The sequence below is a fragment of the Acinetobacter sp. YH12236 genome (assembly GCF_013417645.1).
Lineage (GTDB): Bacteria > Pseudomonadota > Gammaproteobacteria > Pseudomonadales > Moraxellaceae > Acinetobacter.
On sequence record NZ_VPDM01000058.1, the window covers coordinates 1 to 8,731 of the forward strand.

13 protein-coding genes and 1 pseudogene are annotated in these 8,731 nt (G+C 44.5%); 11 read left to right on the forward strand and 3 right to left on the reverse strand.

The genetic code is table 11. From position 1 onward, the window contains the following. The 3 genes and pseudogenes from FTV14_RS15375 to FTV14_RS15385 all read left to right on the forward strand — a co-directional run. Nucleotides 1-103: pseudogene (locus tag FTV14_RS15375) on the forward strand (IS982 family transposase); the annotation flags it as partial. 59 nt (nt 104-162) lie between these two features. Further along, entirely contained in the window at nt 163-1,023 is an 861-nt protein-coding gene (gene aac(3)-IId / locus FTV14_RS15380; RefSeq protein WP_000557454.1) for an aminoglycoside N-acetyltransferase AAC(3)-IId, read from the forward strand. Between the two features lie 12 nt (nt 1,024-1,035). Beyond that, a complete protein-coding gene (locus tag FTV14_RS15385) occupies nt 1,036-1,578 on the forward strand; it encodes an AAA family ATPase (protein ID WP_000587837.1) in 543 nt (180 codons plus the stop codon). A gap of 481 nt (nt 1,579-2,059) precedes the next feature. Here FTV14_RS15385 and FTV14_RS15390 read toward each other — a convergent pair whose 3' ends face one another. Beyond that, nucleotides 2,060-2,251 carry a hypothetical protein gene (locus FTV14_RS15390; protein WP_000951934.1) on the reverse strand — a complete coding sequence of 64 codons (192 nt, stop codon included), beginning with the start codon at nt 2,249-2,251 and terminating at the stop codon, nt 2,060-2,062. A gap of 23 nt (nt 2,252-2,274) precedes the next feature. Here FTV14_RS15390 and FTV14_RS15395 point away from each other — a divergent pair, with 23 nt between their 5' ends. From FTV14_RS15395 to FTV14_RS15405, 3 genes are all read left to right on the forward strand, one after another. After that, complete coding sequence (locus FTV14_RS15395) at nt 2,275-2,502, forward strand: hypothetical protein (protein WP_000248278.1); 228 nt, start codon at nt 2,275-2,277, stop codon at nt 2,500-2,502. Nucleotides 2,503-2,552: 50 nt separating this feature from the next. Continuing rightward, entirely contained in the window at nt 2,553-3,392 is an 840-nt protein-coding gene (locus FTV14_RS15400; RefSeq protein WP_373688489.1) for a hypothetical protein, read from the forward strand. Nucleotides 3,393-3,580: 188 nt separating this feature from the next. Continuing rightward, complete coding sequence (locus tag FTV14_RS15405; protein ID WP_180054130.1) at nt 3,581-4,396, forward strand: hypothetical protein; 816 nt, start codon at nt 3,581-3,583, stop codon at nt 4,394-4,396. 792 nt (nt 4,397-5,188) lie between these two features. Here the strand turns inward: FTV14_RS15405 and FTV14_RS15410 are convergent. Together FTV14_RS15410 and FTV14_RS15415 are read right to left on the reverse strand one after the other, a co-directional pair. Next, nucleotides 5,189-5,608 carry a hypothetical protein gene (locus tag FTV14_RS15410; protein ID WP_180038346.1) on the reverse strand — a complete coding sequence of 140 codons (420 nt, stop codon included), beginning with the start codon at nt 5,606-5,608 and terminating at the stop codon, nt 5,189-5,191. A 75-nt stretch (nt 5,609-5,683) separates the two neighbouring features. Continuing rightward, nucleotides 5,684-6,100 carry a conjugal transfer protein TraD gene (locus tag FTV14_RS15415; protein WP_180038344.1) on the reverse strand — a complete coding sequence of 139 codons (417 nt, stop codon included), beginning with the start codon at nt 6,098-6,100 and terminating at the stop codon, nt 5,684-5,686. A 278-nt stretch (nt 6,101-6,378) separates the two neighbouring features. Between FTV14_RS15415 and FTV14_RS15420 the strand changes: the two genes are divergently transcribed. From FTV14_RS15420 to FTV14_RS15440, 5 genes are all read left to right on the forward strand, one after another. Then, nucleotides 6,379-6,534: a hypothetical protein gene (locus tag FTV14_RS15420; RefSeq protein WP_180054131.1), complete on the forward strand. Its 156-nt coding sequence runs from the start codon at nt 6,379-6,381 to the stop codon at nt 6,532-6,534. After that, the gene (locus FTV14_RS15425; RefSeq protein WP_180054132.1) at nt 6,534-7,463 is read left to right on the forward strand and encodes a MobA/MobL family protein; all 930 of its coding nucleotides are present in this window, start codon (nt 6,534-6,536) and stop codon (nt 7,461-7,463) included. Before FTV14_RS15420 ends, FTV14_RS15425 begins: the two co-directional genes overlap by 1 nt. Further along, nucleotides 7,460-7,960, forward strand: coding sequence for a hypothetical protein (locus tag FTV14_RS15430; RefSeq protein WP_180054133.1), 501 nt, complete (start codon nt 7,460-7,462; stop codon nt 7,958-7,960). The genes FTV14_RS15425 and FTV14_RS15430 overlap by 4 nt, the downstream gene beginning before the upstream one ends. A gap of 70 nt (nt 7,961-8,030) precedes the next feature. After that, complete coding sequence (locus FTV14_RS15435; protein WP_180054134.1) at nt 8,031-8,327, forward strand: BrnT family toxin; 297 nt, start codon at nt 8,031-8,033, stop codon at nt 8,325-8,327. Next, nucleotides 8,317-8,532 (forward strand): hypothetical protein, encoded by a 216-nt coding sequence (locus tag FTV14_RS15440; protein WP_114674320.1) that lies wholly within the window; start codon nt 8,317-8,319, stop codon nt 8,530-8,532. The genes FTV14_RS15435 and FTV14_RS15440 overlap by 11 nt, the downstream gene beginning before the upstream one ends. Nucleotides 8,533-8,731 lie beyond the last annotated feature (199 nt).

The window sequence follows — 8,731 nt, forward strand, 5'->3', positions numbered from 1 at the left end:
TCATCGTTCGGTAAATAACTTCATGGTGAATATCATGGCTGCTGTAGTGGCTTATTGTTTGAACCCCAATAAGCCAACTTTCCAAAATATGCTAAAAGGTTAAGTGGATTTCATCGAACTCAGGTTAGGTATAGTGTTTTGCAGTTTAGAGGAGATATCGCGATGCATACGCGGAAGGCAATAACGGAGGCGCTTCAAAAACTCGGAGTCCAAACCGGTGACCTCTTGATGGTGCATGCCTCACTTAAAGCGATTGGTCCGGTCGAAGGAGGAGCGGAGACGGTCGTTGCCGCGTTACGCTCCGCGGTTGGGCCGACTGGCACTGTGATGGGATACGCGTCGTGGGACCGATCACCCTACGAGGAGACTCTGAATGGCGCTCGGCTGGATGACGAAGCCCGCCGTACCTGGCTGCCGTTCGATCCCGCAACAGCCGGGACTTACCGTGGGTTCGGCCTGCTGAATCAATTTCTGGTTCAAGCCCCCGGCGCGCGGCGCAGCGCGCACCCCGATGCATCGATGGTCGCGGTTGGTCCGCTGGCTGAAACGCTGACGGAGCCTCACGAACTCGGTCACGCCTTGGGGGAAGGATCGCCCGTCGAGCGGTTCGTTCGCCTTGGCGGGAAGGCCCTGCTGTTGGGTGCGCCGCTAAACTCCGTTACCGCATTGCACTACGCCGAGGCGGTTGCCGATATCCCCAACAAACGGTGGGTGACGTATGAGATGCCGATGCTTGGAAGAGACGGTGAAGTCGCCTGGAAAACGGCATCGGATTACGATTCAAACGGCATTCTCGATTGCTTTGCTATCGAAGGAAAGCCGGATGCGGTTGAAACTATAGCAAATGCTTACGTGAAGCTCGGTCGCCATCGAGAAGGTGTCGTGGGCTTTGCTCAGTGCTACCTGTTCGACGCGCAGGACATCGTGACGTTCGGCGTCACCTATCTTGAGAAGCATTTCGGAACCACTCCGATCGTGCCTCCGCACGAGGCCGTCGAGCGCTCTTGCGAGCCTTCAGGTTAGAGGCCGTCGACAATGATAATCTGGATCAACGGACCTTTCGGCGCCGGAAAGACGACGCTCGCTAAGCGGCTGCGCGATCGGCGTTCCAAATCGCTGATCTTTGACCCCGAGGAAATCGGGTTCGTGGTGAAAGAAACGGTCCCCATGCCAGCGAGCGGAGACTATCAGGATCTCCCCTTGTGGAGGGGACTTACGATCGCGGCGGTCAGGGAGATTCGAAGGAATTACTCGCAGGACATCATCATCCCAATGACGCTCGTGCACCCGGACTATTTGACTGAGATACTCGACGGGGTAAGGCGGATCGACGATCAGCTGCTGCACATCTTTCTGACGCTCAACGAGGACCTATTGCGTCACCGGATCGCGAACCAGACCATGCATCCTGACCCGAATCGAAATGCGGAGATTCGAGAGTGGCGATTAGCGAATGTCGCCCGATGCTTGGCCGCAAGGGAACGGCTTCCATGCACAACCCGTGTTCTCGATAGTGGTGCACACACCAGCGATGAACTCGCAGCGATGGTGCTCGACGGAATCGATGGGCGCACCTGATCGCCTTCGACGCCTGCGCAAAGCGTAGCGCGAGGGTGGCGGGCTCACGACCAAACGCCCAGAGGTCGATCATCGCAGGGATGTTTGGCTTTGTGGTGCGGACGACGGGACTCGAACCCGTACTCTCACAGAGAAGCAGATTTTCGTACCACCTCGACTTTCGCCGCCGTCTGATGACGTTCGTGGTCTGGACTGTCCCTTCGCCATTGCCCGAAGGCTTTAGGCGCCGCCCGTCCAGTCTCTACACCTTCCCCCGAAGGGGCTTGGCTCGGGATTGGCTTAGGGTATTGCCCGTTAGCGTTCCCCGACTTTGAGCGGTTCTACTCCGCGGATTTCCCCGCGGGCACTCCAATTTTAAAGTCTGCTGCGTCTACCGATTTCGCCACGTCCGCCTTTTTTCGCCGTTCCTAGCGCTCGTGCGATGCACCTATGTTGCACCTAGCGCCGAATCGTTCTTCGTCATCCTGAAAAACCACGTCTCCTAAAGCCTTGCATAGCTTATCTTTTCTCCACCACGAACTTTTTTGTGGGATGGTAGAAAAAAAGACTTTTTAAGTCCGCTGGCTTGCCAGGCCTTGTTAGCTTGTACGGTCATGGTTATCGGGTAAAGAATATTGACGGCATCGCTGGTGTCGGTGGCTGAAAAGCCGGCTCCCATCAGGGCAATAGCCATTTCAGATGCAGGCGTACAGGGCAATGGTCAACAGCTACAGCCTGTCTGACGATTCCGGCGTCATGGCTGCGGCGGCTATCACGCATTTTTTGTTCGGTCAGGCGGTGTTTTCGTACCTCAATGGTTGGAGCGTGTTGATCGGACCTGGTACAGGTTTGGACAGCACGGGCTGCAAATACGCAAGGGATTTAATGGGCCTGGTGGCGTTCACGGCTTTTATCGTGACGTTTCTGTTCAGGGGCTACTCATAATCTCGTGGCTCGGCGGTTCCCGGCACACCATGACAGTAAGGAAGGACCCTGTGTCTCAACTCTCCCAGCTTCGAAGCCCCGCCGCCGTGCAGGCTGCCATCGATGAGTTCGTGCAACTGGGCCGCACGAAATTCCTGGCGCGCCACGGCTACGGCAAGTCCCGCGACTTCCTGGTACGTGATCCGAAGACCGGCACCGATTGCGATTCCAAGGCCATCGCCGGTGTGGCCTTCGGCAAGCAATTTCCCGAGCAGGGCCCGCTCACTGCTGACAGCTTCTCCGGTGGCGAGGCGACCGTCGTTCCGGCGCTGACGCGGCTCGGGTTTCGCATCATTCGCATCGGCGAAGACTGGTCCGAAGAAGAGGTCCTGGCCACGGTCGAAGACTATTTCGACATGCTGCGTGCCGAGGCGGCTGGGGAGCCGTACAACAAGTCCGAGCACAACCAGGCACTGCGCCAACTGCTGAACGGTCGCAGCAAGTCTTCAGTCGAGCTCAAGCACCAGAACATTAGCGCCGTACTCGATGCCCTGGGCCTGCCCTATATCAACGGCTACAAGCCACGCGGCAACAGCCAACTGCTGCTGCGTAAATCCGTACACGCCTACGTTCTGGAACATCAGCAGACGGTCGGCGCTCTTGTCGATGCCCTGGAGGAGGTAAAACTTCCGGGTGACAAAACCTACCGAGCGGCTTTGGTAGAACCACCCGCCCGTGAAGTGCTTGTGCGTACCCCGGCATCTCTACGGCAACGCCTACCGCGAAAGTTCGATTATGCCGCTCGCGATGAAGCCAACCGCAAGCTGGGCCGGGCAGGGGAGCAGTGGGTGATTGGCTACGAACAGCAACGCCTGACCGAGCTCGGCCTATTTAGTATCAATACTAAATAGACTTTTTTTACATTTAGCGATACGTATTTATTTAACTCTCTCACCTTGAACACAAATGTCAGCAAAGATAGTCGCTCTAGATTTTTCATAATCTTATAATGGCTGTATTCGGTGTCTAGATGGTTATTTAAGATTGTTTTAATGACTTACAGATTTTTGAAATATAAGTAATATTGAAGGATAGTTCTATGTTAAATCGAGCGAGTTTAGAGAGAAATGAATTTAAGGAAGAAGAACTTGCGCCCATTAAAAAGCTTGATTTGAATGATTTGAAAGTTCCTATGCCTAAAAACCTTGACCAGTTACTGATTTGGACATCCGAACTTGCTCAATATAATTATGCTCAATTCCTTGACCAAGCCGAACAGCTAAAACTTGTTAATGAAGACAACCTGGAAGAACAGGCGGAAATCAGTCAGAAGCTTAGATTCTATAGAGGGAATGCACTTATAGAAAACCAAATCAAAGATTTCTATTTAAAAAAGTTACTTGATCAAGGAGAGGCAACAGTTAAAGGTTATATTAAAAGTCCGACCAAAAAAAATACCAGATATGCTGTAATTTCTTATCATGACTATGATTTTGTAAGCTTTGCTACTCCAGAGATTCTCAATAAATTTCCAGCCGATCTCATCAATTTTGTGCAGAAGGAAGCACCTAAGACATTAGCGGATATATACCCTGAAGAAGCTGTATTCTTATCAGCTATCAAAAAATTTATAAAACCTTTTAAAGAACAGTATAAAAAATTAACTGATAAAAACAGGGAAATTAAGGAACACAATACAGTTGCTCATGAAATTTATATAAAAATTAAAAATAAAGAAGCAACTTTGCAAAAGCCAACAGATTCAAAGCTTAAAGAATCTAGTCCAAAATCTACTGAAAATAGTGTTGTGCCAGTAGAAATGAGGCAGGTAGCCATTCAGAAAAATATGGCTCCAAAAGAAAAGCCAATTACTGTGATTAAGAAGCGAAAATTTGCTTTAAATAAAGATAAGTAATTTGTAATTTAAAATTATAAATAAAAACCCCTCTAAGTCTTGCAAGTTAGAGGGGTTTTCAAGTAAATTCAGCGGTACGCAGTTATTTGATGCACTAACATCAAGTAACGAAGATCATAAGGTTTGGCGACCGTTATGATTTCACACTAAGGCTTGTACCTGAACTCTATTTTCACAATAAACAGTGTTTAGTTCAAGACCCAAAATGATAAGTCTTCGTTAATCCGTGTTTTAAATCATCAAATAAGCATCATAGATCGAGCTTTGCCTGCTTCTGCGTGTCCGTTTTACGGATTGGCATGCGTTGCATGTGGAGGGAATAAGTGTCACTGGTGCAACGTAGCGATAGTCGAAAGGCTAAACCGCTACAGGGGAATCTCACAAAAGCGGAGCGTTAAGAGTAGCTGTATAGGTTGGTTAAGTTGCATGTTGGGGAAACCCTCGCAGAGATACCGCCATACTTCGACAGGGAGCGCGTGGGAGAAGGTGCAAGACCTTTAGTCCTTGTCTGCATAGTCTGCAAAGCTATGTGCGGATACGACCGATATACGTGGCTCCGAAGCCAAAAGAATATGCGGTAAATCGGCAATACTTAGGGGATGGGTCATTTTTTTAAATGACTGCCCTTAGGGTGAGTATTGCCGAAACTCTCTCAACCGTTCACCAAAGCCAAAGCACGAAGTGCGACGCTTTGGTGAACGGTTGAGAAGTTGAGAGCATGTGCTTTTGCTTTTATAGGCTTTTATATTTTTAAGAAGAGCTTTTGAGAAGCTTGTTCTGCTTAGGCTATTATTAAAATCCAATTCTGTTTGTATTAATAATAATATTATTAGAATATTTTCCTCTGACATCATCGCAAACAGTTGTATAGCTATAATATTCATAGGTTTTTAGAGTACCAATAATATAGCCTCTTTGAAAAATAGGTTCCCATTGATTAGTAAATGGACTCAAGAAAAGACCTTGTGAACATTCAATCGCTAAATTATTTTTCACTACATTATTTTTAGGATTTGAGTGAACTTCTTTTATAGAAAAATATCTAATATCATTATTATTTGGTGCTGTTTTGATTGAATTTTTGTCTACATATATTTTAGAAATCTCACCTTTATCTTTGTTTGTGATGAATACATTAGCAAGTTCCCATTTAGGTGTTGCATGAGAGAGAATTGGTAAAGATAGACAGAGTCCTAAGATAAACTTTTTCATTAATTGTCCTATGAAATCTCATAATGATTTGTTAAATCATAACTTAATTTATTGCTGATCTAGCTTAGCTTATAATTAATTTGAATTATTTTTACGTTGTTTGAGAACTTCTAATCCTAAATCCTTCCAAATTTGCCATTTCATATCATTAGGATCTATTTCAGCAGTTTTAAGCAGAACCCCAAGTAATTCGGCTGGGTCACGTTGATCTAAGTTAGCAATTTCAAAAAGTGCGCCTAATTGGATGAGATGACGTGTACGAGCTTTACGTTCAGCTTCTTTTTCTGCATTCAGTAATTTTCTAACGGCTACTTTTTGTTTATTCGCTCTATCTATGGCTTTTTCGGCTTTAATCAAAGCATTCAGTTTTTTCTCTTGGTCAGGTGTACGATATTGGATTTTTGCTAATTCCAATAAAAGTTTTTGAGCATCACTCGGATTTTTTAAAGCAGAAATATAGGTGATTTTTTCAGACAGCCAATCATTATTCATATTCAATTCCATTAATTCAGATACCGCAAAAGTACAGGCTCAATACTCAAAGAACGATAACAAAATATTTACGTTCGAGTAACGTAATTTTGTTAAAGTCATTCTAGAGATTGTCGCCTGAACTTCCATCAAAAATTTGATGGCGCGCTTAGACGTTTCTCAATTTCATTGAGAAACCTAAGCACGTTAGGGACTTCATCCCTAAAACCCTGAAACTTCTTTTTTCCGTAAATTGAAAATTTACGAAAAAAAGAAGTACCAAAGCTAGGAGCAATAGCATGCAACTAAAAAAGGTATTGGGAAAAATCAAAGATATTACTTTTGGCGTGATCGCAGCACCGTTAATTATCATCATTATGATGTGGGCTTCGATACTTGATCAAAGAGCATTTAAGAAAGAACTAGACCGAAAAAAGGAACAGGAAAAAACCTAATGGCGATTGCTCGTTTAAGTGTCAAAGTCGGCAAGGCAGGCAAGGCAGCACCGCATGCCGAATATATTGATCGGGACGAAGAAAAAAAGCTTAAACAGGAACAGGCAGAAACCGACCTTGAACATAGTGCTTATGGAAACATGCCGAAATGGGCTGAACATAATCCCATTACCTTTTGGGAGGCAGCCGACCTTTACGAGCGTAAAAACGGTAGTACCTATCGAGAATATGAAATTGCCCTGCCTAGAGAGATGAATGCCGAGCAACGCCTAGAACTGGTTGAAGACTTTATTCAGTCTGAAATTGGCTCAAAATATCCGTATCAGTTTGCGATTCATAACCCTAAAGCAATGGATGGCAACGATCAGCCCCACGTGCACCTCATGTTTAATGAACGTCTGCAAGATGGAATCGAACGAGATCCAGAGCAATATTTCAAACGCTATAACAGCAAGAATCCTGAACGTGGCGGAGCTAAAAAAGACAATACAGGCAAGAGTTACCAGGAACGAAAAACCGATATTAAAGACTTACGCCAAAGATGGGCAGATTTATGCAACAGCCATTTAGAAAAACACCAAATTGACAGCCGTATTGATATGCGAAGCTATAAAGAGCAAGGCATAGACAAAGAACCTGAAAAAAAACTATTACCAAGCCAAGCCAAAGACCCTGAAATCAGGGAAGCCCTGCAACAGTCACGTACAGCCTATAAAGAGCTTGAGCGACTAGACTTAGGCGACCTGAAAAAAGATCTGAAAGAACTCAAAGACAGCCCAATTTCAGACAAAGAAATTAAACAGGGTATTGAGAGCTTTAAGGCTGATTTTGACAGCTTCAAACAGCTTGCTTTGGAACAGTACAAAGAACAGCAGAAATTAGAACGAGAGCAACAGAAAACCATGAGTTATAAGGGGATGAGCCGATGACACCTGATGAAAAAAAACTATATGCACTAATGGCAGTTGCAGAACAACAGCAGAACCTAGTCAATCAGGCGGTTAAAGAGCTTCAAATCACCGAAGAACGCATTCAGAAGGTTATAGCAGGGCAAACCCATAGCACCGTATCAAAATCGCTAAATACGGGTTTACAAGAGGGTACAGCGGAGCTTATTAAGGCCGCCAAAGCACTTGGACATTTAAAAAACTCGATTGAATCAACCAGTGATCAATTTTCGTGGAAAATCATCACAATGATTTTAGGAATTTTTACCATTCTTATGCTTGGCATCATTTGGTTATTTAGTGTTTATATAAAGCCACTTGAGAATATTTCTAAGATTGAGAGCTTAAGAGAGGATGGTATTCAACTTGATATTCAAAGCTGTAAAGTTGGGGAAGAAACTAAACCTTGTGTCCGAATAATGAAAGATCAGTGCAACTATTCCAAAAACAATGATTTATGTGTGATCGACCCAAAATAATAAGAATATTTCTTATGCTAAAAGAAAATTCTTACTTAATTTCAGTTTTACGAGAGAAAAAGAGGTAATCATGCCATTGATTGAATATTACGGCTTGTTATTTGAATGGCATGACCAAAAAATGGATTTAGTCTATCGAGGGCGTGAAATTACGTTCGAGGAGGCCTGTAGTATTTTCCTTGATCCTGCATTGATGTCTTTTGATGATGTAGGACACTATGACGAACAACGACTAATATCAGTAGGTTTAAGCAATCGTGGTAGACTATTAACAGTGGTTTGGGTTGAACGTGGAGATGTCGCGAGAATAATCACTGCATTTGAACCATCACATCACCAAAAGCGGAGGTACAGCAATGCAAAATGAACTAGAACGCTATAAAAATTTTGACCCTACCAATGCCCCATTGGTTAAACCTAGCTTTGTGAAGAAATTACAGGAACGCCATGCCATAGCGCAAGCAAAGGCTTTTGATGCTGATGTCGTAGAATGGTTAAGTTCACAAGATAATGAAACAAAACAACATATTAACGATATGGTTCGCCATGTTATGGCATTGAAACGTGCTTAATTAGGGATTTAGTCATGATTAGACATGACCTCCTTTTTTTGTCTTGATGTTCAATTTATAAAAGAAAAAGTCTATTTAACCTGAGTTCGATATAAAAAAAGAGTAGAAAAAAAGCCCTGTTTTTGTAACATATTGGTTCTCAAGACAAAATGTTATAAAACAAGGCTTCTCAATGGATCATATTACCGAATTATTTTGT